This is a genomic window from candidate division TA06 bacterium B3_TA06 (assembly GCA_005223075.1).
Taxonomy (GTDB): domain Bacteria; phylum Hydrothermota; class Tepidihabitantia; order B3-TA06; family B3-TA06; genus B3-TA06.
Window position 1 is genome coordinate 82,468 of sequence record NJBO01000007.1, and the last position, 21,879, is coordinate 104,346.

The 21,879-nt window shown below is 51.8% G+C and carries 23 protein-coding genes and 1 tRNA gene; 15 read left to right on the plus strand and 9 right to left on the minus strand.

Annotated features, from left to right (window positions below):
* Positions 1-289 precede the first annotated feature (289 nt).
* Positions 290-958: a hypothetical protein gene (locus CEE36_05855; protein ID TKJ43009.1), complete on the plus strand. Its 669-nt coding sequence runs from the start codon at positions 290-292 to the stop codon at positions 956-958.
* Positions 959-1,537: 579 nt separating this feature from the next.
* Positions 1,538-2,779, plus strand: coding sequence for a hypothetical protein (locus tag CEE36_05860; GenBank protein TKJ43010.1), 1,242 nt, complete (start codon positions 1,538-1,540; stop codon positions 2,777-2,779).
* 581 nt (positions 2,780-3,360) lie between these two features.
* On the opposite strand, the gene CEE36_05865 is transcribed toward CEE36_05860, so the two are convergent.
* Positions 3,361-3,582, minus strand: coding sequence for a hypothetical protein (locus CEE36_05865; protein TKJ43034.1), 222 nt, complete (start codon positions 3,580-3,582; stop codon positions 3,361-3,363).
* A 336-nt stretch (positions 3,583-3,918) separates the two neighbouring features.
* Here CEE36_05865 and CEE36_05870 point away from each other — a divergent pair, with 336 nt between their 5' ends.
* Positions 3,919-4,149, plus strand: a complete 231-nt coding sequence (locus CEE36_05870; GenBank protein TKJ43011.1) for a hypothetical protein — start codon at positions 3,919-3,921, stop codon at positions 4,147-4,149.
* Positions 4,150-4,435: 286 nt separating this feature from the next.
* Here CEE36_05870 and CEE36_05875 read toward each other — a convergent pair whose 3' ends face one another.
* The 3 genes from CEE36_05875 to CEE36_05885 form a co-directional block, all read right to left on the minus strand.
* The gene (locus CEE36_05875; protein TKJ43012.1) at positions 4,436-5,218 is read right to left on the minus strand and encodes a hypothetical protein; all 783 of its coding nucleotides are present in this window, start codon (positions 5,216-5,218) and stop codon (positions 4,436-4,438) included.
* 209 nt (positions 5,219-5,427) lie between these two features.
* Positions 5,428-5,868 carry a tRNA (N6-threonylcarbamoyladenosine(37)-N6)-methyltransferase TrmO gene (gene tsaA / locus CEE36_05880; protein TKJ43035.1) on the minus strand — a complete coding sequence of 147 codons (441 nt, stop codon included), beginning with the start codon at positions 5,866-5,868 and terminating at the stop codon, positions 5,428-5,430.
* A gap of 49 nt (positions 5,869-5,917) precedes the next feature.
* Complete coding sequence (locus tag CEE36_05885) at positions 5,918-6,793, minus strand: hypothetical protein (protein TKJ43013.1); 876 nt, start codon at positions 6,791-6,793, stop codon at positions 5,918-5,920.
* 101 nt (positions 6,794-6,894) lie between these two features.
* Between CEE36_05885 and CEE36_05890 the strand changes: the two genes are divergently transcribed.
* From CEE36_05890 to CEE36_05930, 9 genes are all read left to right on the plus strand, one after another.
* Positions 6,895-7,503 carry a hypothetical protein gene (locus CEE36_05890; GenBank protein TKJ43014.1) on the plus strand — a complete coding sequence of 203 codons (609 nt, stop codon included), beginning with the start codon at positions 6,895-6,897 and terminating at the stop codon, positions 7,501-7,503.
* A gap of 288 nt (positions 7,504-7,791) precedes the next feature.
* A complete protein-coding gene (locus CEE36_05895; GenBank protein TKJ43015.1) occupies positions 7,792-8,460 on the plus strand; it encodes a hypothetical protein in 669 nt (222 codons plus the stop codon).
* A gap of 186 nt (positions 8,461-8,646) precedes the next feature.
* Positions 8,647-9,099: a hypothetical protein gene (locus CEE36_05900; GenBank protein TKJ43016.1), complete on the plus strand. Its 453-nt coding sequence runs from the start codon at positions 8,647-8,649 to the stop codon at positions 9,097-9,099.
* Between the two features lie 492 nt (positions 9,100-9,591).
* Positions 9,592-10,317, plus strand: a complete 726-nt coding sequence (locus CEE36_05905; GenBank protein TKJ43017.1) for a hypothetical protein — start codon at positions 9,592-9,594, stop codon at positions 10,315-10,317.
* Positions 10,318-10,449: 132 nt separating this feature from the next.
* Positions 10,450-11,166 (plus strand): hypothetical protein, encoded by a 717-nt coding sequence (locus CEE36_05910; GenBank protein ID TKJ43018.1) that lies wholly within the window; start codon positions 10,450-10,452, stop codon positions 11,164-11,166.
* Positions 11,167-11,365: 199 nt separating this feature from the next.
* A complete protein-coding gene (locus CEE36_05915; protein TKJ43019.1) occupies positions 11,366-13,981 on the plus strand; it encodes a valine--tRNA ligase in 2,616 nt (871 codons plus the stop codon).
* Positions 13,978-14,571: a hypothetical protein gene (locus CEE36_05920; GenBank protein ID TKJ43020.1), complete on the plus strand. Its 594-nt coding sequence runs from the start codon at positions 13,978-13,980 to the stop codon at positions 14,569-14,571. The genes CEE36_05915 and CEE36_05920 overlap by 4 nt, the downstream gene beginning before the upstream one ends.
* Positions 14,572-14,835: 264 nt before the next feature.
* The gene (locus tag CEE36_05925; protein ID TKJ43021.1) at positions 14,836-15,690 is read left to right on the plus strand and encodes a hypothetical protein; all 855 of its coding nucleotides are present in this window, start codon (positions 14,836-14,838) and stop codon (positions 15,688-15,690) included.
* Positions 15,687-16,238: a hypothetical protein gene (locus CEE36_05930; GenBank protein TKJ43022.1), complete on the plus strand. Its 552-nt coding sequence runs from the start codon at positions 15,687-15,689 to the stop codon at positions 16,236-16,238. Before CEE36_05925 ends, CEE36_05930 begins: the two co-directional genes overlap by 4 nt.
* Positions 16,239-16,389: 151 nt before the next feature.
* On the opposite strand, the gene CEE36_05935 is transcribed toward CEE36_05930, so the two are convergent.
* Together CEE36_05935 and CEE36_05940 are read right to left on the minus strand one after the other, a co-directional pair.
* Positions 16,390-17,151 (minus strand): hypothetical protein, encoded by a 762-nt coding sequence (locus tag CEE36_05935; GenBank protein TKJ43023.1) that lies wholly within the window; start codon positions 17,149-17,151, stop codon positions 16,390-16,392.
* Between the two features lie 155 nt (positions 17,152-17,306).
* A complete protein-coding gene (locus tag CEE36_05940) occupies positions 17,307-17,693 on the minus strand; it encodes a hypothetical protein (GenBank protein ID TKJ43024.1) in 387 nt (128 codons plus the stop codon).
* Between the two features lie 149 nt (positions 17,694-17,842).
* Between CEE36_05940 and CEE36_05945 the strand changes: the two genes are divergently transcribed.
* Genes CEE36_05945 through CEE36_05955 form a run of 3 tightly spaced genes read left to right on the plus strand, consistent with a single transcriptional unit; the run spans position 17,843 to position 19,004 of the window.
* Entirely contained in the window at positions 17,843-18,196 is a 354-nt protein-coding gene (locus tag CEE36_05945; GenBank protein TKJ43025.1) for a hypothetical protein, read from the plus strand.
* On the plus strand, positions 18,196-18,612 hold the full coding sequence (locus CEE36_05950; GenBank protein ID TKJ43026.1) for a hypothetical protein: 417 nt from the start codon (positions 18,196-18,198) through the stop codon (positions 18,610-18,612). Before CEE36_05945 ends, CEE36_05950 begins: the two co-directional genes overlap by 1 nt.
* Positions 18,613-18,671: 59 nt before the next feature.
* Positions 18,672-19,004, plus strand: a complete 333-nt coding sequence (locus tag CEE36_05955) for a transcriptional regulator (GenBank protein ID TKJ43027.1) — start codon at positions 18,672-18,674, stop codon at positions 19,002-19,004.
* A 309-nt stretch (positions 19,005-19,313) separates the two neighbouring features.
* On the opposite strand, the gene CEE36_05960 is transcribed toward CEE36_05955, so the two are convergent.
* The 3 genes from CEE36_05960 to CEE36_05970 form a co-directional block, all read right to left on the minus strand.
* Complete coding sequence (locus CEE36_05960) at positions 19,314-20,843, minus strand: hypothetical protein (GenBank protein TKJ43028.1); 1,530 nt, start codon at positions 20,841-20,843, stop codon at positions 19,314-19,316.
* A complete protein-coding gene (locus tag CEE36_05965) occupies positions 20,824-21,300 on the minus strand; it encodes a hypothetical protein (GenBank protein ID TKJ43029.1) in 477 nt (158 codons plus the stop codon). Before CEE36_05965 ends, CEE36_05960 begins: the two co-directional genes overlap by 20 nt.
* A gap of 455 nt (positions 21,301-21,755) precedes the next feature.
* A tRNA-Gly gene (locus tag CEE36_05970) sits at positions 21,756-21,827 on the minus strand.
* Positions 21,828-21,879 lie beyond the last annotated feature (52 nt).

The window sequence follows — 21,879 nt, forward strand, 5'->3', positions numbered from 1 at the left end:
TCACCCCATGAAATATCTCTACAATAAAGAAACACCCCCGCGTAAGCGAAGGCACCAAGCTCCTCGGGGTCCCTGCGGCGTTGTGTACGCTTCGCAGAAACGGCAGCAACGACATGGGGTGAAAAGAACCCCAAGTCGCACGGCCAAAGTGGACTAAGCTGACGGCTCACGGCTGATCGCTGTCAGCTGACCGCTGTCGGCTGTGAGCGGTGAGCCGTATGCGAAACCGTTGACATCTCCCAAACATCCCTCTATACTAAATCACTAAATAACATCAAGGAGGTTGCAGATGAAAAGATCGGTGTTAATGACGTTAGGATTGCTTCTCGGGGTGAGCGTGGTGGTTGCTGCGCCTGTTCTGTTTGAAGCCTACCAAGAAGGTACGGTTTCTATACCCATGGATAAAGAAGATACTCTAAGTGTAGTTGAGGTATCGTTTTCCGTTGACTCTGCTTGTTACGCTCAGTTCGCCGCAGGAGGACAGGCAAAGAATGCAAAGCTAGGGCTGGAGTTGGATGGGAACAGCTTGCCGCCTGTGGCGCTCGTGATCACGGACGGCAGAGGTGGAACAGTATCGTTTACTCTTATCTACACCTATCTGCTTGATTCTGGGGAGCACGCCGTCTCTCTGCGACTTGCTCATCACTATATCGCCCGCGATTATACTGCTACTTGCAGAGATGCCTACCTTCAAGCCCTTATCTTCCTGCCGGATACCGCAACTGCTATTGCGGAGCAGCCCACCAGCGATGCCGAGCCGACGGGCAATACCCCAAGCCTGATAAGTTCAAGACCATACGTGAACGTGGCCGGGGCAAGCGAGCTTGTGGACGCAACGGGACGAGTGATTGAGGGAGCGATCTTAGATAACAAGGTCTTCATCTCCAACCTACCCACCGGCACCTACTTTGCACGGGACGGCGAGCACACGATAGTAAAAATCGTAAAGGTCGAATAAACCACAGATTACACAAATTTCACCGATTTGGTAGGGGCAAGGCATGCCGTGCCCCTTTTGCAAATTGCGCCGGAGTAGATCCAACGCAGCCACAACGCTTCGCTCGCGGATGGGCAAACGATCTCCTGGAAAGAACCCCAGGCCGAGATTTGATCAGACATTCAGCCAATTTCCTTCTTTGACGTCGCCCTTCGGTCGAGTAGATTTTTATGTAAGGCAATAGGAAGGGAAAATGCTAGTTTCGATATAGAGATTAAATCTCGATATTTTGTCAATTCTTTATGTATCTGGCTACGTTTTCTAAGGTGACTAGATTGTTTCATTGGCAATCTTTGAAATTTCGGGTAAAAAAAGTTGCTGAATCGCACTCCCAGGGATGGGCAAATTTCTACCCCAAAAAAGCACAAAAATACCCCAAAAAACATCCCGAATTGCATTCAAATCTGACGAACGTTGCCATAATCTGATACCAAAAACCCCGCCTTTCAACGGGGGGATAAAATTCTTCGGGGTGAAAAAAACCTCAAGCCGCACGGCCAATTCACTTGACCGGATCAGGATTTCGGTTATATTCCGAGTATGATAAACGCCTTCTCAGTTGACCTGGAGGAATGGTTCTGTGGACACATCCTGAACAAAGCCGTTAAGAAGAACGAGTGGAACAACCAGGAACTCCGGGTCGTTGAAGATACGAGGCGTATGCTGAAGCTTTTTTCCAGACATGATACGGAAGCGACCTTCTTTGTGTTGGGCTGGATCGCAGAGCGCTCGCCCGAGCTGATCAAGGAGATAGCCGATCACGGTCATGAGATAGCCACCCACGGATATTCACATACCTCGCTTACCGAGATGACACCTCGATCCTTCGAGCAGGATCTAAAGAAGGCCATTGACGTCACAAGAAGATGCGTAAAACAGGAGATATTGGGGTTTCGTGCGCCCTCTTTTACCATCACGAGCGCGACCTTGTGGGCGTTACAGATACTTAAAGACAACGGCATCCGATACGACTCCTCCATCTTCCCCTTAAGCCTTCATCCTGATTACGGCATCGGCAATGCGCCGCTGGCAATCCACAAGCTGGATAACTCATTAATAGAGGTCCCCTTAAGCTGCGTGGAGATCCTGGGCAAAAGGATACCTTGCGGAGGGGGTTATTTCAGGCTCTATCCCTACGGCCTGACAAAGGCGATTCTTAAGCGATGCAACCGCCAGGGGCGTCCTGCTGTCTTCTACCTGCACCCGTGGGAGCTTGACCCAGCCCAACCAAGGGTCAAGCTGGGGCCAATCAATACGCTCAGGCTAACCCTAAAGCTTTCAGAACCGATCCAAAAGCGAACCTTTCTTGATGTCGGCTGCGGGGCAGGTCGCTACTCGTTGGAGCTCGCCCGAAGAGGAGCTATAAGTGTAGTAGGTATAGATGTTTCAGGGAGGATGATCGAGGTTTCAAAAAAGCGCGCTCAAAAAGAGGCTCTGGAAGAGAAAGCCCGGTTTATCCAGACAGACATAATGGAATACGGTCCGGACGAGGCCTTTGACATCTGTATCGGGATGGGTCTACTGGATTATATTAAGGATCCCTTGCCGACGCTGATTAAAATAAGTGAGTTGACCAGGGAGAAAGCCTTTCTTAGCTTCCCTGTACTTTGGAGTTGGAGGACGTTACCCCGCAAGATCAGGCTGGGATTAAATCGATGCCCTGTTTACTTCTACACAAGGCGCAGAATCCACGAGCTACTTTCGAAGGCAGGGTTCAAAAAGGTTGAGATCAAGCAGATGGGCCCCATGTACTTTGTGATCGCAGTCCCGGATAACCCCTGATCTGATTAAAGATAATCCGACAGAAAATTCTGGCTGGAAGCTTGGGTTTAGAAATACCTTGTCCATGGTCAATACATCGTTACCAGGTAGGAGGGGGTTGAGGTCATCGAGGAGGGCCACTGGGAAGAGAGAGAAGTTATCATCGAGGTGATTGTAACCAAGAGATTGAAGTTTGGTTTATGCCCCTCAAGGGTACAAGGGGCGACAGCCCACCCATACCTTTACCGAAGTGTGGCCTTTTGATGTTATAGACATACTGCCATGCCTGAGCTGATCGTAACAGATCGTCAGTATCCTTCCAGCTGAGTATACAGGGCAGATAGAACTCCTGATCATCGGTAAGATGACTTCTTTCTACACGACCGTTATACCCCTTACGTCCCAAAGGTATTCTTGCCAGCACAGCGTTCCAGGGACTGTAGAGAGTCTCTTGGAGTCTCTCCAGCGTCCTTGGGCTCTTTCCACCAAATACCCTATGGGGCAACTTCTTGCCCCAAGGGGCACGCTGCTCCTCGCCTGAGTCCGTCTTTAACCCTCCTTTTGCCCCTTCGGGACAAAAGATCGGGGTCCCCGCACGAACTTCAGTTCGTGTGGGGTGAAAGAACGGCTCCTTTACTTCCCATGCCCAGTGGGCAGGGTAGAAGCGTTTGCCCCCTCCTTTTCTCCTTTGGAGAAAAGATCGGGGTCCCCAAGCGGTTGCTTCGCAACCGCTTGGGGTGATAGGACGTTTTGAGAGGCGAGATGTGAGGACGGCGGGAACGATCCCGTAGTCCTTTCTCTCCCTCCTCCTCGTATCTGCGAATCCACTTATACCCCTACGGGGCACTTACGTACTACCTGTCTGGATGTCCCTATCTCTCTTGCCGTTGCCGAGATGCTTGCACATCGCGGGTAAGTCTCTATAATCATACGTCTTGCCTGGATGGGGTTCATTTTGTGTAACCTCTGGTAAGATACTTGCATAAGCGGTGGATCTCCTTTCTTAGTTCTCTTTTTGTAAGTCTAAAGGAGATCCCCGCCTTTTCTAATATTCTCCCCACCCTCTTACCAACCTGGTAACCATCTCTTGGCGCACGCACCACACCCCCTTGACAAGTCTTAGCAATAAACTATACTTAACAAGCTAAAGGAGGCTATGCATGGAGAGTCGAAGCAAACCAAAACCCGAGAGGGGATCTGAGCATTACCCAAGCCCTGAGCGGATGCGTGAGATTGAGGAAGTATTCCGCAAGATGGAGCTTGATACGGAGGAGAAACGGAGGGAGATGTCATCAAAGGGGTATGTGTGCGAACCTGAAGAGCCTTCTAAGAAATGCTGGGTAACCAGCTTGTCAGATTCATCTAACCTGGATGTCTTCAAAAGACAATAATGCCAAATTGGAAAGATCTCCTTGAGGAAATAAAGACTTACCCCCCGCCCACAAGTCCTTTCGACGCTGTTAGACGGAAATATCTTAAACAATTACATAAAACTTCAGGGCGCAATATAATCCGTGCACCACGCCTGTGTCCTTACTCTAAGTGAAACACCAGCTTATAAGATTATCGAAAACCACGAAGGGGTCGCTTACATTAAAAACGTAGGTCTAGGTAAACCTACATAATCCTGATATTCTAAAGCTCGCGTTTGAGAGCGGGCTTTTTCTTTTGTAGAATCTAGAACGTAAACCGCACGCCGATTGAGAAGGGGGTAGCCTCGATGATTGAGGATTGGCTGGGATTTTCATCCCCCTGTGGCTTTCCCCACCAGTTCTGCCAGGAGTAGAAGAAGAGCGCGGTGCCTGCACCGAGGACGGCGCCGGCTGCAACGTCGCCCGGATAATGGCGGTTGTCGGCAACACGCGTCCAACAGACCCAGCCCGCACCAGCGGCAAGGAGAGCAGTAATCCCCGATTTCGCGGCTATCGCAAGAGGCTCGTCTGCGCGCCACTCGTCCCAGGTGAAAAGACTAAGATAGGTGGCAACATTGAACGCATGGGTCGTGTGGCCCGAGGGCCAGCTCTTGCGCGCTTCATCCAGTTCGATCCCAAGCTCAAGGCGGTCGTAATAGTCGGGCCGGGGACGTCCCACCAGGTCCTTTGTAAACTCCTTGATAAAGAACCCTGCTGCGGCCGCCTGCTCCGCTCCTTTAAGATGGCGGTAGCTGCGGTCATTAAGCCAGCCCTCCTGATTGGGCAGAAGCGCGACCAGTCCCACCGTAGCGATACTAGCCCCCCATACCCAGGGGTCAGGCACCTGTTCCTCTCGATACTCCTTGTCGCCCGGCCCGTTGATCAAAGGCTTCTCAAAGAACGGCTCAGCCTTACTGGAAATGAAACCTCCGGTAGCCATACCCAGGATCAGCCCCCAGTCAAAGGCCTCCCGCTGCCACCCCCCGTAACACCCGTAACACACCATTGGGATAATCAAGATGGGTATAAGGATTCTACTATTTGCCATCAGCGCACTCTACCGCGATTATTACGGTTGTCAAGCACAGGCTCAGCGTGCCCCAGCCTGCACCGCGGTCTGGTGTCGACTGCTCCAGCCTATGCTTTTATATTATGAACGGACTGGAGAGTCCGTTCTACACTTCAAAAAATGTAGGGGCAAGGCATGCCTTTCCCTTAATGCTCCTTTTTTCTGACGCAAAAAGATCGCAGGAGAGTTTAGCGCTCTCTTCGCTCCACCTCGTCGAGCCAGCCGAGGCGAATGTGTGAGCGTCGGTCGCGCCGGGTGTATGGCTTGATATCTAGCACAGGCGTGCCGTCGGTCATATCCACGCCCTTGATGTGAAGGATGTTTTTATCACGCTTGAGTAAGCGAACAACCGTTAATCCCAAAGGATTAGGCCGACATGGGTGGCGGGTAGCGAATACACCTCTTTTGGGGCAAGGCCGCATCAGAGGCGAAACAAGCAACTCTCGTCCTTTCGATAGGTGAAACCACCACAACACGTAGATGTGCGAGAAGCCATCGATGTCCTTGAGACCTTTCGCGTATTCTGGGAATATCTCGATGCTTCCCTTGATAAACCGGGAGCGCAAGGGATGGATGTCTGCGGGATCGGTGTATGGCGAGTGGATTACTCCGATGGGGCTAATGGGAATAGAAACTTTTTCAAAAAGACTAGCCAAGTTTGAACCTTCGCAAAAAATTTTATTTGAGAGGTATAGCTACGACCACTTTACAGTAAAAAGTATAATTATTTTTTTTCATTAAATCAGACTTAAGATATAGCCCTACCAAAACATAGCAGGTATCAGATATTGAAAGAGGGGGCAATTTCAGTTTACAGTAGGTGTCTTTTACAGGATAACGGTATAACCCGTAGTAATACTTACCATCTTTAGTAATGATACAAACTTCCATAGACCCAGTTTTATCTATACCAGCGAGATTTTTTACAGTTAGCTCTGCTCCTTCACGTTGGGAATAAAAAAGCGTACAGGATTTAGGTGCCAAAACTTCAAGTAACCAATGATCCATTTTGTTAAAACAAGTCTTACCTAGGCTGATTGGCGTATCTAATGAGGGATATGTGTAAGTTAAAGCCTCAATCATTCTTTCCTCTGCACGTGCCTCTTGTTCTTTAAGTTTCGCCATCGAATCGGCAGCAAGTTCTATATCACTTACTAAACCAATGTAGCTTTTTGGTATACTCTTTTTCATTTCATTTAGTGCTCGTCTTGTCTTATATGAAGTTGTAGTATCTAGGATTTGGTCAACCATTTTATAGAATTCCAGCATTTGTCTTTTTCCTTCTTCTTGTATTAGCCGCAAACTATCTGAAGCTGACTTAGCTTCCTCTTGGGCATCTATAAGGTTCTCTTGGACTACTTTGAGCTCCTTTTGGCTTTTTTGGCTGTCAATTCCGAAATATATGGCGACTGCTAATGAAGTTACCGTAAGTACCCACGAGAGAATGGCGGTCCAGCTGAAGATCACTTTTTTATGCATACGGAATTTTCTTCTTTTCTTCGGTTTGATTTCTTCAGAAGGTTGAACTTGTTCCAGACTATTTCCCTTTCGCATTTTGATATTATAATCCCACCTTTGTAGCCGTCAAGCAGGTTAGTACACGAGAATTCTTCAGGTTTCTATGGTGTTCTTCACGGAACCGATGACAATTATGCATGAAGCTGAGGGATTGGATAACGCTCGGTGCGGCGATCGTTCTGATCGCTGGTGCATTCATCCTGGGTATGCGCTGCCGAGGCGGAGAATCGCAAACGGTGGTGTTACGGGTCCACGATACACTGCGCATCAGCCAGATCGTTCGAGATACCGTGCTACGGTGGTATGAGAGGATAGTGTGGAAGGAGGCCGAGCCTGAGACGGTGGTTGTGTATGCCGACACCATCAGGCCGGACACCATCTGGGGTCGCTGGCCAGAGGCGATCATCTCGCTCGATTACTCAAGGGGGAAGCTCAGCTTCACGAGCCTTTTGCCTGTCCCGGATTCCCAGGGGGCCAGGGAAGGGATCATCAAGGATTACAGCTACAAGGTGGGCGAGCGGTTTGCGATTCGCACAAAGGGTGAGGGATTTCACGTGCGCACGAAAAGATCGGGGCCCAGGTTCGAGGTAGGGGTCGGCTCGGGGGTGAGGCTTCTCGGCGACACCCTGCAAGCCCGTGTCGTTCCCTTCATTTTTGCCTCCTTGGTTTACCGCGGGCTGAGCCTGGGCCCCCGCCTTGACACAAAAGGGCTGCACCTCTGTCTGAGTTATAGGTGGAGCTTTTAATGATTCTATCAGATAGGAACTGCGATCTTTTTGGTGAAGCCAAAAAGGAGCATTATTTGGGGGGTCCCCGCGAGTTCGCGTAGCGAAATCGTGGGGTGAAAATAAGTGGATATGCGGCCCGGAGACGTGGGAATTACTTGACGCAAGGAACTTAATTGTTAAAGGCCGCCTAAGATAGCCTCCTTCCGAGCCTCCACAAGCCACTAGGAGTCTAAGTTAATTCCCCCCTTGACAAATCATTCTTAAAAACATATACTCCTTTATGAATTTCTTAACTGTCATTATCTTGTGCTTGGTGCTTCCTCCCAAGCCACCAAACTTCCCTCAAACTACATCCAATGGTATGAATATTGCGAATATTCAGCTCTGGAAAACTCCCCACACTTTCACGAATACGACTGCGAGCTCCAGGATGTAGTAGATACCTTCCAGCCGCCTTACACAACCAAACTCATAGGACTTAACCACTTCTGGGGCGAGGTTGATTCCCTTTTTGGAGAGCTCAATTACTGCGCCGATACTAGTTGTACCTCACTCTCTGTTGGTGACAAAGGCGCGGTTTTCATCCGCTGGTACCCACATGAGGAAGTGGTGGTCGTAAATATGTTGCCCTTTGGGGAACAGTTCAATTATATCGCCCATGAGAAAAAGGGGATGCAGAAGATTACTATAGGAGGCAGGAAGGCCTTACGTCTACGCGGATGGTGGTGGGATACGCAGTGCGATGATATTTATCAGGCCGTAGGCTCATTCACCACCTATCTTATACCTACGGAGAAGCTTGACTTCCGGATAACCTGTTTGACCCAATTCTATGAACGCGATCCCCACTACTGGCCGGAAGGAGTAGGCTACGAGGACGCTGTACCTGAAGATTGGACCTACGAAAAGACAGGCCCCGACCGCATCCGCGAGCTTGAGCGGGCGGTGGAGCAGACCTTCAGACCAAAGGAGTAGCCGGTGCCCTTGATCGTATTGAGATAAGATTGCACCCCAATCACCCTGTAATTTACTCGTTAATTCCTAGAGTAGGCCTTGACAAGTAAGAAATTTGGACTAAAGTAATTATAGAGGACGGTTAGGTCCGAGGAGATGCCTCGCGACCTAGAGATGCGGGAGTAACAGTATAGGCAAGGAGGCGTAATGCATTGGCAAAGAGCAATTATTGCTGTAGCCTTCTTAGGGGTTGTGGTTGGAGGGTTGGTCTGTGCGGCGAAGCCGCTGCAGATCATAGCAGGTGGTGAGACCACAGAAGTTCTCAAGATTGAGAATGAGAGACTCGTACTCACCTATAAGTTCACCCGACCAGTTGACCCCAGCTCTGTTACAAACGGCGGGACGTTTATCGTTAGCACCGATCTTGTCGAGTTGGTGAACGGTAAGATTACATTTCCAGATGAACAAACCTTGAAGTTTGAGTCCCTGCAGCCGGCAAGCGAACTTCTTCCTGAAGGAGGGGGGATGCTAAAGGTTAGGGTTGTGGGTCGTTCACGGTTCCAGGAGTGGGTAGCCGAGAAGAACGGTCACCCGATAGATGGAGATCGCGACGGGACAAGCGGTGGAGACTTTATCGCCGAGTACCAGTGCAGGCTTTGAGGTAATAGCCCCTCTGGGGCATACAATAGCAGGAGGCTTTTGATAAGGTTGTCTATGGATTAGGAGGGCAGACACCTAAATGTCCTGGCTGATCAGGCTGAGGGCTGATTGGCCAGGCTCTTTTTTGAGACCCCTTGCTGTGGAGACCGGTCCACTTAAAAAGCCTCACTCTCCACCTGCCACCCTGGTAGCTAACTTTTGGCGCACTAACTTGACCACCCCTGTTGCCTCATGTAAGAATATGTATGGGCGACGCATACCCTATGAGATGTACAACATCTCAAGGGGCAGGCCCTGCGTCGCCCCTACAACTTGATTAAAGGGTTCGTAGTGGCCGACGTTCACGGCTTTGCCGCGCGCTTCGCGTCAGGTCGGCCCGATTCATTGATATTCGGGGTCCCCGCTCGGCTACGCAGTAGACGAGTGGGGTGTGGTTGACAAGCTCTATTTTTGGCCTAGGGTTATATTACTAACCAACCGAGGAGGTGGTTTGTGAAAAAAGGAATGGTCTTTCTTGCGGTTGTGGTTTGCCTGGTGGGGGCGATTCCCGCTTACGCCTCAGGCAGGGTTTGGTCGGAGGTTGCCGACAATACCGCCATCGTCCACCATGACAGTGCCTGGTTTAACTGCTGCGCGGATATGTCATTTGAGATTAAGCCCAATCCGGATACCGCAGGCATCATAGATATCTACGAGCGCGATCTGGGGACCCACCCATGCTATTGCATGTGTTACTTCGACTTCACCCATATCCTGGAAGGCCTTGAGCCTGGAACCTATCTTGCCCGCGTTTGGGAAGCCTCCTACGACGAAGAGTATACACTGGCCGGCACCACGATCTTCACAATAAAAGCCCAGCTAGGCTCGTTCAGCACTACTACCCTGATGAGCGATTGTTACGACGCCGAGGGGGCCGAGGAGCCTCCCAGTTCTCCCCATACAGGTCTGGAGCTTACCAACGCTTCCTCAAGCCCAACCCAGCAATCTGCGCAGATTCGCTACTTTCTTCCAACCCAGACCGAGGTGTTGATTCAGATCTATGACGTGACCGGGACCAGGGTGCGTACGTTGGATCTGGGCAGCCAGGAGCAAGGCGAGCACCTTGTTATCTGGGATACCCGCGAGGAATCAGGTCAGCCCATACCTCGAGGGATATACTTCGTAAGGCTCCAGGCCGCAGGCCAGGCACGCAGCCTGCCCTTGATCGTGTTGAGGTGATAACGCGCCCACACGCGAATACCCTCGCCCTCTGGGGTCCCCGCTCGGTCGTGCAGCGAACGAGTGGGGTGTGGTTGACAAGCCCCATTTTTGGCCTACATTAATATTGATAACCAACCGAGGAGGTGGTTTGTGAAAAGAAACTACCTGGTAGTGGTGGCTTTGATGCTGGTGGCCGCCGCGGTTCCGGCATACGCCCTGTCAGGCAAGGTGTGGTCAGAGGTTGCCGATAACGTCGCCTATGTCCACCACGACGACGCATGGTTCAACTGCTGCCCGGAGATGGTCTTTGAGATCCGAAAGGGTGGCTACACCATAGACATCTTCGAGCAGGATACTTTTCCACAATGCGATTGCATGTGCTATTTCAACTTCGCCCACACCTTTAAGGGGCTTGCGCCCGGAACCTACGTTGCCCGTGTGTGGGAGTCTACTTCCCCTGGTGGGGATTACTTCCTGGCCGGCAGAACCACCTTTACGATTCTCGCCCTGATCGGTCCAACAGATGTCTCGACTCAGATGAGCGATTGTCACATGGAGCCGGGGGTTACCGAGGAATCCTCACCTGCCAGAGGATTGGAGCTTGAGAATGTTTCCTCAAGCCCGGCCCATAAATCGGTAGGGATTCGCTACCATCTGCCTGCCCAAGCTGACGTTACACTAGAAATATATGATGTAATCGGCACCCGGGTGCGCGAATTGAACATTGGCAGCCAGGAGGAAGGCGAGCACCTTGTTATCTGGGATACACGCGAGGAATCAGGTCAGCCCGTTCCTCGAGGGATATACTTCGTAAGGCTAAAGGCAGCAGGCGAGTCGCGCAGTCTGAAGCTAATCGTGTTGAGGTAGGGAGAAGATCATAGTAGTAGCGCGAACCTCAGCGCACCCCCTTCGGGTGTCAGGTTCGCTTGCTGATTAAGGAACAAGCGAGGCTAAAGTAGACTGCATATAACTGCGATCTTTTTACCCCTCCGGCGCACAGGTGTCCGCAGGCAAAAAGGAGCATTCCTACACTTGACTTTTCCCTAGTCATCTTCTATAATACCTGATGCAAGCGGGGTTCCCGAAGACATACGACCCAAAAGGTATAGAGGAGCGGCTGTATAAGGCCTGGGCGCAGGAGGGTTTGTTCACGCCCAAGCCTGATGAGGAAAAGGAAAAGTTCGTCATAGTTATACCCCCGCCCAACGTTACCGGTAAGCTGACCTTAGGTCACGTTCTGGATAACGAGCTTCAGGACATCCTGGTGCGGTTTGCCTCGCTTGCGGGCAACGAGGCGCTGTGGGTTCCTGGAGAAGATCACGCGGGCATCGCCACCCAGGTGGTGGTGGAGCGCAAGCTTGCCGAGGAAGGAAAATCTAAGGAAGATTTGGGGCGCGAGGGGTTTATTAAGGAGGTGTGGCGCTGGGCCGAGGAGCACCGGGATATCATCCGGCGTCAGCTTGAACGAATGGGCTGCGCTTTGGACTTCTCGCGCGAGCGTTTTACCCTGGATGAGGGGCTTTCCCGCGCGGTGCGCAAGGCATTCGTGCATCTTTACGATAAGGGGCTCATATACCGCGGCTTGCGCATAGTGAACTGGTGCCCGCGCTGCCATACGGCTATCTCGAACGAGGAGACCTCCTACGAAGAGCGCCAGGGTTCGCTGTGGTACATCCGCTATCCGCTTGAAGACGGTTCCGGCCACGTCACCGTTGCAACCACCCGGCCTGAGACCATGCTCGGGGATACGGCCGTTGCCGTTCATCCTCGAGACGAGCGCTACAAGAAACTCATCGGTAAGAACGTCATCCTGCCTCTCATGGGCCGGCGCATACCCGTGATCGCCGAGGGGTCGGTCCAACCCGATTTCGGCACCGGTGCGGTAAAGGTTACCCCTGCTCACGACGCCGCGGACTACGAGATAGGCAAGCGCCATGATCTCGCAAAGGTGCGGGTGATCAATGAGGCAGGCGTGATGACCGAAGAGGCGGGCGCCTACGCCGGGAAAGACCGCTACGCGGCACGAAAAGAGATCGTTCGAGACCTGGCATCTCAGGGACTCCTGGAAAAGACCGAACCCTACCGGCTCTCGATCGCTACCTGCTCTCGTTGTGATACGGTTATCGAACCCATCCTGTCAGAGCAGTGGTTCTTGCAGATGAAGCCCTTGGCCGAGCCTGCAATCAAGGCGGTCCAGGACGGGGTCATAAGATTCTATCCGGAACGATGGAAGAATTTATATTTCCACTGGATGCGTTCGATCCAGGACTGGTGCATCTCGCGGCAGCTGTGGTGGGGCCACCGCATACCGGTCTACACCTGCCCAAAATGCGGACACGTCTTTGCGTCCGTGGATGAGCCTTCGGTCTGCCCCAGGTGCGCGGCTTCCGACCTTACCCAGGACCCGGACGTTTTAGATACCTGGTTTTCTTCCTGGTTATGGCCGTTCTCGGTGATGGGCTGGCCCGAAGAGACTGAAGACCTCAAGCGCTACTACCCGACCAACACCCTGGTCTCGGGCTGGGACATCATCTACTTATGGGTCGCGCGTATGATCATGGCAGGGCTTGAGTTCACTTCTAAGCCGCCGTTCGACGCCGTATTCTTCCACGTGATGATCCGGGACGAGCGCGGCAGAAAGATGAGTAAGAGCCTTGGGAACTCGCCCGATCCGTTCGATCTTATAGATAAATACGGCGCGGACGCGCTGCGCTTCGGCCTCATGCTCATCACCCCGCGCGAGCAGGATGTGTGCTACTCCGAGGAGCGAATCAAGGTGGGGCGCAACTTTGCCAACAAGCTCTGGAACTCGGCAAGACTGCTTGACTCACTGCGGAATGGAGAGGAGGCAGAGATTCCACTCGACCCTGCACCCACCGAGCGCTGGATGCTTGCAAGACTGGCAAAGGCGGCTGATGAAGCCGCAACACTTATCAAAAAACACGATCTTTACAATGCGGCTAAGTATCTTTACAACTTTTACTGGCACTCCTTCTGCGACTGGGGGCTTGAGTTTGCAAAGATCGCAAAGCGGGAGGGTCGGCCCATCTCCGCAGCGTTATACGTATTCCGCTCCTCCTTGGCCATGCTTCATCCATACATGCCGTTCATCACCGAGGAGCTCTGGGAGCGGTTCAGCCTTGCAGATCATCGGCTTTTTTCTGACCGCTGGCCCGAGGTCCCCCCGGAGTTCAGGGAAACAGATGCATCCGTAGACGCGATGGTTGATCTCGTGACCGCTGTCCGTACCATGAGGGCTGAGCTTGGAGTCGGAAAGGATACGCCGGTTCCGGTTGCGGTCGTCACGAAAGACGAGGAACTCTTTGCCTCGCTTAAGGAGAATATGATCTTTCTTGCCGGTCTTGCCAGGATCGAATCTGTGGCTCGTGTTCAGGAGAAACCGCATCCTTCGACCGGTTCGGTGTTCGGGTGGGGAGCCGTGTATCTACCGCTTGCAGAGCTTGTCTCTTCCGGCAGACTTAATCTTGAGGCCGAACGTGCCCGAATCTCCAAGGAGTTAGCCAAGCTGGAAGGTGAGGTCAAAAAGATCAACTCGCGACTGACAGATGATGGGTTTTTATCCAACGCGCCCGATGAGATCGTATCCGGGGAACGCGAACGTCTGGAGACGTTTACCGCAAAGATCGCGCGTCTGCGCGAGCTCAAGGAGGGTCTTACGTGAGATATTTAGGTTGGATTTTAGCGCTGCTCTTCGCTGCCGCCGGGGTGGCCGGCTACTTCATCTTCTACGCGCCCTTGGAGCGCGGCTACGCCGAGCAGGCCGAGGAGATAAAGATGTGGACAGATAAGGTGGCGGTTCTGCAGGGGAAGCCGATCGATACAATGCCTGCACCCGATACCGCAACCTCTGAAACCCCCTCAACCCGCGGGGCCGAATTCGACTACGGCAACCTGCTTGCAACCATCCCTTCAGACAACCTCTTTTCCTCGACCAAGCCAGGCGAACTGTCGGCCAAGGGCAAGGGCGAGCTGGATAAGCTCCTTCCCACACTTAAGACCACCCAGGGCGACGTGGTCATCATGGTCCATACCGACAACGTGCGCGTTGGCTCCTCGTTGCGCGATGTCTATCCCACCAACTGGGAGCTTACAGCGCGACGTGCGGCCGTCATAGCCCGTTACCTGCTTGCGCGGGGGATAGACTATAATAGATTGGTCCCTTGCGGCATCTCCGCCGCTCGGCCCATAGCCTCCAACTCCACGCCTGAAGGAAGGGCTAAGAACCGAAGGGTGGAGATCTACCTGCGCTGAGTTGCTCCATGCCCGGTGCATGGTTTCGTAGCCTTCTGGTTACTTCCATGAGGGAATTCAGTGGTTCAACACCGGGGTCCCCGCTTGTGCCCGCCCTTTGGGTGCACGAACGCTCAGCGGGCGTGTGGGGTGTAAAAGGGGCTTGCATTAAGGTGATTCTTGCTTATTATTCATTATTAAAGAAAGTGAATACATGATGAAGGAACTTTCGGGTATCATTTTCGGGGTCCGGGGGGATTTGCGGTGCAAATCACTGGGGTGGGTATGAAGGTTAGGTTTCTCGTTAACCCGTCTGCTGGCAAGGGCAAGACACGCAAGCGCTGGCCCGAGTTTTTTGCCGGCAAAAAGCTTGACTACAGGGTTTGCGAAGAGCCGGGGATGATCGAGCGTTTCACAAGGGAAGCGTTTAAAGAAGGGGTCGAACGGCTTGTCGTGGTCGGCGGCGACGGCTCGCTGAATACCGCTTTGAACGCGCTTTCAGGAGCCGACATCGAACTAGGGACGATTCCCACAGGGTCGGGCAACGACTTCGCTCGCACCGCGGGCGTGAAGTTCTTTGAGCCTGAACGCTACCTTGAACCCTGCAATCTGCGCCGCATCGATCTGGGCAAGGTGAATGATCGGCTCTTCATAAACATCTTCGGCTCAGGCTTCGATGCCGATACCGCACGCAGAATGCAGCTTTCCGGTATTAAGGGCGATCTTGGCTACCTGGTGGCGGTGCTGCGAACCCTGGGGACCTTTCGTTCCCCAACCGTCACCGTCCAGACCGACCGTGAGCGGCTTGAACTTGAAACTATGAGCATCTCGGTGGGCAACGGCCGCTATCACGGCGGGATGTTCATGCTCACACCCGACGCCGATCTTGCCGACGGTGAGCTTGACCTGTGTCTCGTGCGCAAGATCTCCAAACTGCGTTTCATCAGCCTCATACCCTCGAGCTTCAAGGGCAAGCACGTTGAGGTCACGGACGTGGTTTCGATGCACCGCTTCCGCCGCATGAAGCTTGCCTTCTCCGGCCAGGTCTACTATCACGTGGACGGCGAGGTCTCGAGTGAGCCATTCAAAGAGCTCCAAATATCTGTCTTGCCCAGGGCGCTTACCTTCGTTGTGCCATGAGGGGTCTTGCGCTCCTTGCTGTTCTTTTTTCGGGTTTCTTGCTCACTCTGGCTGCCGAAGAGACTACATCAAGTCCTCCAGAGTCCAATGCGCAGGATTCCTTAAAGACCCCGGCCGATACCGCGATCACCTCGCCGAAAGGCGAAATGGAGCGCAAAAACCAAGTAAGGACTGCGATGCTGCTTTCGGCCTTCATCCCGGGCGCAGGGCAGTTATACAACGAAAGCTACGCAAAGGGCGGGCTGATCGCGGCTGCCGAGATCGCACTCGCCTGTTTCACCGTCCGCGAACATCTGTTGATGATCGGCGTGGACGAGATGTGGTCTGACGACGTGCCTAGCTCCGTCAAAGGCCCGAGGATAGATTCTCTTCGTAACCTTCATCAAGACCGGCGCAACGTTTTTGCGTTCTTTACCGGCGCGGTGATCGCCTTCGCGGTCTCAGACGCATACGTGGATGCCCACATGTTCAGATTCAAGGAGCAGCAGCGGCTCTCGCTCGTTCCCGCAGAGCAGGGGATCGGCCTGGCTCTCCGTTACCGATTCTAACCCTTTATCGGCAAATCAAGATAAGACACTCTTGTCTGTTCTATAAATATCGGTAACTTGTAGAACGGACACTCCTGGCTATAAATATCTAAAAGCCGCAGGCTGGAGAGCCTGCGCTACATTGCTTTGAAGATTTTGTTCCGGGGCAATTCTATTTGCCTGCCCGCTCCATGCCCGCGCGGATCTGCGAGGTGGTGGCAAGACGACTGTAGTCTGTATAGAGCCAGCGCCCTTCCAGGCTTGAGGACTTGATCTCGTATACCGCGATGCCCACGCCCATCGCGTTCGAGTAGCCGGTTACGAACACCTCGTCCACTGCAAAACCCGTGCCGCAGTACTGCGAGCTGTCAGATGCCCGGCACCTTACGGTGTAGGTAGCGCCGGTGCGTTCAAGCATCATCTTGCCCTTGTAGGACATCTGGTTGGGGTGGGAGCCTTGCACCGTGTAGGTTCCGGTCAGGGGATGGTTGGAGGCCCTGATGCGCTCGGCGTTCGCGGTCTTCTCGCAGCGCAGCTTGTCGCCGTCCATCCGGGCCGCAAGTCCGCTGAGGCCGTCTGCCGCTTTCTTGTAGGCAAGCACCCGGGTATGTTTGTGTCCTTGCACCGCGCACACCGCTCCCAGCACGTCGCCCATCGCCAGTCCGTTGCCGTAGTAGACACTGCTGTCTGCAAGCTGCCAGCACAGGTTGTATCCGTCGCCTGCGCGGCGGACGGTCAGGGTGCCGGTATAGCCAGGGCCGCGGATCGCGTAGACGCCGGAGAAGTCCACCGAGTCTGCGCGGCGTGAGAAGTAAAGGCTTTCTTTGCTCAGCACCATGCCTTTAAAGCTCCAGTTGTTTAACGAGAGCCACCACACGATGCCGAGCGCCGCCATCCCGATGAACAGCGCCGCAATACCCCAACGCTTGCGCACTAACCGCCTCCTTTGGCTTGGAACAAAAGAATATTGACGATGAGGGGGATGTCAACCCGTAACACATCCCGTACCCTTCAGGGTATTCTCATTACTGTTTGGAGCTTACGCTCCAGAAATCTAAGGACATAACACATCCCATGTAGCGCGAGGCTTTAGCCTCGCTGAGGATTCTGAGGAGGTCGCTGATGAGGGCTGCGCCGGGTTTCGTAGTTGCAGAACGGCCTTGCCGCGGCCACGAGTTCGCTCATCAGGGCCTTGCGCCCGGCTGCCGTCAGGCCCCGGGTCGGGAAGGCCGAAACGTAAAGGTCTTGCACCGAACCGGCAATCACCAGCCAGCACGGGTAGGCGGGATGGCGCTCGTCAACCCTCAGCGCGGAAAGGTCTTGCGCTTCGCCGAAATAAATCACTTGATAGCCGAATCTGGTAAGCGTGGAAGCGCCAGCTATCAGAAGTGCATAAATCCCTGATGAGTGAGGAGGCTTCCACTTCACCAGCTTAACCGGCTCGCTGAACCGGCAGCCACCGAGGTTGATAGGCATCATTTTCCCCTTGTTTCAAGCTCGAATTGTTGTCAAAAAACGGTCAGCATAACGCATTTTGTATTTTAAACCTACAGAAGGAATTGTCAAGGCTCATTTTTTGGTCTGCAGCAGGTAGAATGTGAAGCAGTTTTGTTTATTCTTCAAAAATGAAAGTAGATGACGTTGCATTGCGCAGGAAAGTGGGACAAGAAATACGCCGCAGGCGGAAGGCACTGAGCTGGTCTCAGGAGAAGCTGGCCGATGAGGCAGGCATTACCTTCAAACACGTAAGCAAGATAGAACGCGCCCTTTCCAATCCCAGCCTTACTACGCTTTACCGGATTGCAGCCGCCCTTAAGGTCACTCCGAACGATTTGCTGGGTCTCAGCCCTTCCGGTGAAACTTCCCATGACCCCAGGATTCTTTTTGAAAAGCTGCTTGACTCATTGAAGGGACAGCCAAGGCTCCAGATGGAGTTTCTCAAACGTTTGTTCGACGAGACTGCCAGGTTGCTCAAGTAGTGGATATGGAGTGCAATGACCGTGTCATTGCGGCGACAACGCGGTTGTCGCACTCCAAAATCATGAAAGCAGATGACGTTGCATTGCGCAGGAAAGTGGGAGAAGAAATACGCCGCAGGCGGAGAGCACTGGGGTGGTCTCAGGAGAAGTTGGCCGAGAAAGCCGGGATTAGTTTCAAGTACGTGAGCAAGATTGAACTTGGTTTTTCTAATCCCAGCGTTACTATACTGAACCGGATTGCGGTTGCACTTAAGACCTCCCCGAACGATCTCTTGGATTTCAGACTTCCCGGTGAACGCACACCCGATCCTAGAATTCTTTTTGAGAAGCTGCTTGAATTGCTGAAGGGAAAGCCGAAACTTCAGGTGGAGCTTATCAAGCGTCTTGCTGAGGAGGCTGCCAGGCTGATCAAGTAGTATACGAAATGTTTAACTGACTGGCTTATGCTTTACTTGTGAAAATTAAAGACGATGAGATGCTTAGGAAGTTGGGAATAGAGATACGGAGTAGACGAAAGGCGCTACGCTTGTCTCAGGAGAAGTTGGCCGACGAGGTCGGTACCACGCTCAAGCACGTAAGCGAGATAGAGCGCGGTCTTTCCGCTCCCAGCGTAATCATACTGGCGCGGATTGCAACGGCACTGAAGGTTACGCCGAACGATCTTTTAGGCTTTGGCGCATCGGCTGAAAACATGCACGACCCCAGGATTCTTTCAGAAAAGTTGTTTGAGCTGCTCAAGGGACACCCCAAGCTTCAGATGGAGTTCATCAGACGCCTCGCCGACGAGGCCGCCCGCCACGCAAAGTAGCCCCGCCCCCACTAACCTAACCGACGCCCCAGGAAAAGATATTCCCCTCCTCTGGTGGGAGGGGTCGGTGGCTCGAAGAGACACCGGGGGAAGGGGCATAATTCCCTCTCCCCCTGGGACGTGTGCCCCCTGAGGGTAGAGGGGCAGAGGTGAGGGTGTCATTGCGAACCTCGAAGAGATGACGCAGGGTGCGGGCCGACTTACGCGTAGCGGCGTCTAATCGCCAAAGTCGGCCCCTACGAGCCTTTGGCTTGGGACAAAAGAATATTGACGATGACTACGATGTCAAGGGCTTATGTGCTCCTATTCTCAAGAATCAGACTCAATAGGTTTTTTTAGTTCATCGAGAATGTTTTGCGGAATCTCGAGTCGAGTAGCTAAATTACAAGCTTCTTCATATTGTTCTAAGAATTTATTTTTTTTATTATAATTAGAGAAGAACTGAAAGAGATTTTGAGCTGGAGGGTCATAAGTCCAACTTCTAGTTATTGCGACAGTCAACCAACGATATTTTAAGGCATCTTCCAATGGTGGGAGGTCTCTTAGACGTCCTTCAGCATAGGCAGTCATTATATAAGCAAAGAAGTTGTCAAGCTGATTCAATATTGTTACAGTCCAATTTTTTTTGTAACAGAGCTTAATAAATATTTCGACAAGGGTTTTGATGTTCTGCCAGAGAGATACAAGAATCCCTGATGGGTATTTCTGAAGTGCCAAGGTATGTTTCGCCGTAACATCCAGGGTTCTTGAAGCTTTTAATGCCAATTCTTGGGTCCAAGCGTCTTCGTCGGCCAAAGAGCTTGTTTGATTAATCAAACCACCAACCAGAATGGTAAATGTGTCTATATTAATATTGTCTGAATAAATAGCGTGTTCGTATCCATCTAAAGCGGTATGGAAGAGTTCAAGATCGCCTTTTCCTATTGCATATGAACCTGCCTTTACACCTAAGGATAGAAACCAATTCCAAAAATGATTCCATTCTTGGTTAGCAAGATACTCTTCTGAATATGGCTTAAGTTCCTTTAGGGTTCGACTGACGATTAAACCATCTTTGTCGTCTTTAATCTTACTTGGGGTTAATTTCTGAATTGTTGCTCTAAAGATTTGACTCCCAACGGGGTCTTCATGCTCTATCAATATAGGTATATATTTACAGTAATGAGGAAGGATAAAGTAGGAATAGATGTACGTATCTTCTCCAACGAACTTCTCCATTAATTTATCCGTACGCATCCGATTAATGTTAATGTGGATTTTCCAGTTTTCCCATTCATTATCAAGTCGGTTCTCGTACAACTCCATTGTTTGTTTGATTAAAGCATTGAAATTGTTCTGGAATCTATTTCTCCTATCGACAGGTGTGACGTTTCTGAGGTCTTGCATTGAAATTGCATTGATTAAATTAAACGATACTTCATCGCACCTTGTCGAGATAATCAATTCAGCATCCGAATTCCGTTTTTCCAACGTATCAATCGTTCTTATGAAATCTGTAATATTTCTAAGGGTTGAAGGCTGATATTTTTTCACAGTATTGAAACCTGTTCTTTCTAGCTCATGTAATATTTGTCTGATTGCCCTTACATTATTTATTGCTTCTATTGCCACGTCGTGTAACTTCTGAAAGACCATATTATGAAGTCGCGTTTCATCCATTCCTGGTTTTAAATAACCGCATTTTTCCTCAATAGCAAATGTTAATTCGACTAGCGCTTTAACAGCGTAATCGTACGTTCCATAATCTTGGGTATGTAGAGAACCCAGTACAATGTTATTCAATTCTAATATTGCTTTTTCGGCTTTCCTATTAACGACTTTACCTTCTTGTGATTGCATCAAGAACCTCACTTTGTAACCTGTCAATAATCCTTGGTAAATTGGTCCACCTTATGATGTACCAGAAAAACCAAGCAATAGAGAGCGCGGAGATAGTGGCTATAATCGCAACGACGAGTGCACCATTACTTGCAGGGCTTCGAAGTAACCAAAGAGGAAAGGCGACGGCCAGAGCAAAACCTACAATATACACTAAGACCCTCCTGTTAAAGATTATTCTCATAGGGACAGCGGTATACCTGCTTAGACGTTGGATAATTAAAGGGGCAAGCGCAAAGACGATTGCGAATAGAGCTGCCAGTGCTTGAGCGGCAGCGCTTAATAGGTAGTGATACCTTTGGTCGTTCACTTCTGTTGGGGTAGTCAACCACAGGATTGCAACGTTCAAAACCTTCCAAATAGGAATCCAAAGTTTGAAGAGAACGAACGCACCAACTGCACATGCGACACCCACCACAATTAGTGTCCAACCCCACCAAGATATTCTTCTTCCGTTGCTCATGAGGGATGATAGGCTGGGGGGGTGTAAATGTCAAGTGAATTCACCCCACGCGATCGCTTCGCGCTCGCGCACCCAAAGGACGGGCACAAGCGGGGACCCCGGAAGAAACCCTAGCCCCTCCACTCGACGAGAAGAAAATCTCCCCTCCCTTGATGGGAGGGGGTAGGGGGAGGGTGAAACAGATCACCCCCTTCTCCATCCTCTACCCACAGGGCACTTCGCCCCGTCAAGGAAGAGGATTGGAGCGCGTGCTCTTAGCCCGCCCCACAAATACCCCCAATTACCCCGATTTTGACCACCTTTTGACCACCTTCTGACCAGCTTTTGTCCACCTTTTGACCAGCTTTTTTTACCCCACGAATCTGCTTCACCCAACCGGGGTGCAGGCGCGCTCGTGCGGGGCAAAAAAAAGCGGCGGACGGGACTTGAACCCGCAACCAACGGCTTGGAAGGCCGTTACTCTACCATTGAGTTACCACCGCCTGGGTAAAGTATAGCAAGCACCCCACAGATGTCAAGATTGCCTCAACCGAT

Bases quoted from the DNA above. Each gene is read 5' to 3' on its own strand.
- CEE36_05855 (TKJ43009.1), top strand. From the start codon at position 290: ATGAAAAGATCGGTGTTAATGACGTTAGGATTGCTTCTCGGGGTGAGC.
- CEE36_05860 (TKJ43010.1), top strand. From the start codon at position 1,538: ATGATAAACGCCTTCTCAGTTGACCTGGAGGAATGGTTCTGTGGACAC.
- CEE36_05870 (TKJ43011.1), top strand. From the start codon at position 3,919: ATGGAGAGTCGAAGCAAACCAAAACCCGAGAGGGGATCTGAGCATTAC.
- CEE36_05875 (TKJ43012.1), bottom strand. From the start codon at position 5,218: ATGGCAAATAGTAGAATCCTTATACCCATCTTGATTATCCCAATGGTG.
- CEE36_05885 (TKJ43013.1), bottom strand. From the start codon at position 6,793: ATGCGAAAGGGAAATAGTCTGGAACAAGTTCAACCTTCTGAAGAAATC.
- CEE36_05890 (TKJ43014.1), top strand. From the start codon at position 6,895: ATGAAGCTGAGGGATTGGATAACGCTCGGTGCGGCGATCGTTCTGATC.
- CEE36_05900 (TKJ43016.1), top strand. From the start codon at position 8,647: ATGCATTGGCAAAGAGCAATTATTGCTGTAGCCTTCTTAGGGGTTGTG.
- CEE36_05915 (TKJ43019.1), top strand. From the start codon at position 11,366: ATGCAAGCGGGGTTCCCGAAGACATACGACCCAAAAGGTATAGAGGAG.
- CEE36_05925 (TKJ43021.1), top strand. From the start codon at position 14,836: ATGAAGGTTAGGTTTCTCGTTAACCCGTCTGCTGGCAAGGGCAAGACA.
- CEE36_05930 (TKJ43022.1), top strand. From the start codon at position 15,687: ATGAGGGGTCTTGCGCTCCTTGCTGTTCTTTTTTCGGGTTTCTTGCTC.
- CEE36_05940 (TKJ43024.1), bottom strand. From the start codon at position 17,693: ATGCCTATCAACCTCGGTGGCTGCCGGTTCAGCGAGCCGGTTAAGCTG.
- CEE36_05945 (TKJ43025.1), top strand. From the start codon at position 17,843: ATGAAAGTAGATGACGTTGCATTGCGCAGGAAAGTGGGACAAGAAATA.
- CEE36_05955 (TKJ43027.1), top strand. From the start codon at position 18,672: ATGCTTAGGAAGTTGGGAATAGAGATACGGAGTAGACGAAAGGCGCTA.
- CEE36_05960 (TKJ43028.1), bottom strand. From the start codon at position 20,843: ATGCAATCACAAGAAGGTAAAGTCGTTAATAGGAAAGCCGAAAAAGCA.